The organism is Micromonospora echinofusca (assembly GCF_017614955.1).
Lineage (GTDB): Bacteria > Actinomycetota > Actinomycetes > Mycobacteriales > Micromonosporaceae > Micromonospora > Micromonospora echinofusca_A.
In genome coordinates, this window is record NZ_WVUH01000677.1 from 1 (window position 1) to 1,078 (window position 1,078).

At 76.3% G+C, this 1,078-nt stretch carries 1 protein-coding gene; it reads right to left on the minus strand.

Translation table 11 applies throughout. From position 1 onward, the window contains the following. Window positions 1-324: 324 nt before the first annotated feature. On the minus strand, window positions 325-1,032 hold the full coding sequence (locus GSF22_RS33820; RefSeq protein WP_208817948.1) for a VOC family protein: 708 nt from the start codon (window positions 1,030-1,032) through the stop codon (window positions 325-327). Window positions 1,033-1,078 lie beyond the last annotated feature (46 nt).

Sequence of the window (1,078 nt, forward strand, 5' to 3'; positions counted from 1 at the left end):
GGCCCCACCCGCCCGGGTGTCGTCCGTTCCACCGCCCGGCCGTCCGGCACCGGGGCTGCCGCGATGGTACTGGGCGACGCCATGATCATCGTGTGCGCACACGACGATATCCGGTTCCGCGCGGGAACGGTATGGGGCGGCGACCGTCCGGGCCGGGACAGCCACCGTCACGCCACCCCCGCCGTCCGGTATCCGCTGGTCAGGCGCGGGAACAGCGTCGGCGGGAATCGGCGGCCGGAGCACCGGCGACGATCGGTCGATCCGAAATGGACGGAACGGCGGCCGGTCGGCTCCGTCCGGTGCCGACGCGCCCGGCTCCGGGAACTACGCCGGGGCCGGGGTGGGCCGGATGACGGTGAACACCGCGCCCGCCGGGTCGGCGATCGCGGCGACCCGGCCGGTCGGCACGTCGCGTGGCGGCACCAGCAGTCGTCCACCCAGCTGTTCGGCCCGCGCGGCGGCGGCGTCCGGGTCGACCACGGCGAAGTACACCATCCAGCCGGTGGGTAGCACGCCGGCCAGCGGCGCGGGCAGCGCCAGTCGGCCGGCCACCGGGCGACCGTCGGCGGTGAGCACGGCGTACGAGTCGTCGGGGGCTCCGGGCGGCACGGAGGCGGGCAACGTCAGGACGTCGGTGTAGAACCGTCCGGCCTCGTCCGGGGCGGTGGTCATGTACTCGTACCAGCAGGGCCGACCGGGGCCGGGTACGGCGGAGGTGCCGGCGGCGCCGAGGCGGAAGTGCCCGCCGAGCGGATCGTGTACGTCGACCCCGTCGAGGCGGGCCCCGGCGCGGAGCGCGGCGGCCCGGACCGCGGCCGGGTCCTCGGCGGCGAAGACCGTGCACCAGCGTGCCGGTCCGGCACCGGCGTGCAGTGCGGCGGCGGGCTCCCCGTCGGCGACCGCGGTGATCCCGGCGGCCGACTCGGCGTACGTCCAGCCGAGCAGGTCGGCGTAGAAACTGCGGGCGGCGTCGACGTCGGCGGTGACGAGCGCGACGCCGGCGGGTACCGCCGGGACGGCGGATGTGGTCACCTGAGCCTCCAGAGGGGACGGCGGGTCAGCCGTCAGGATGCCGTAC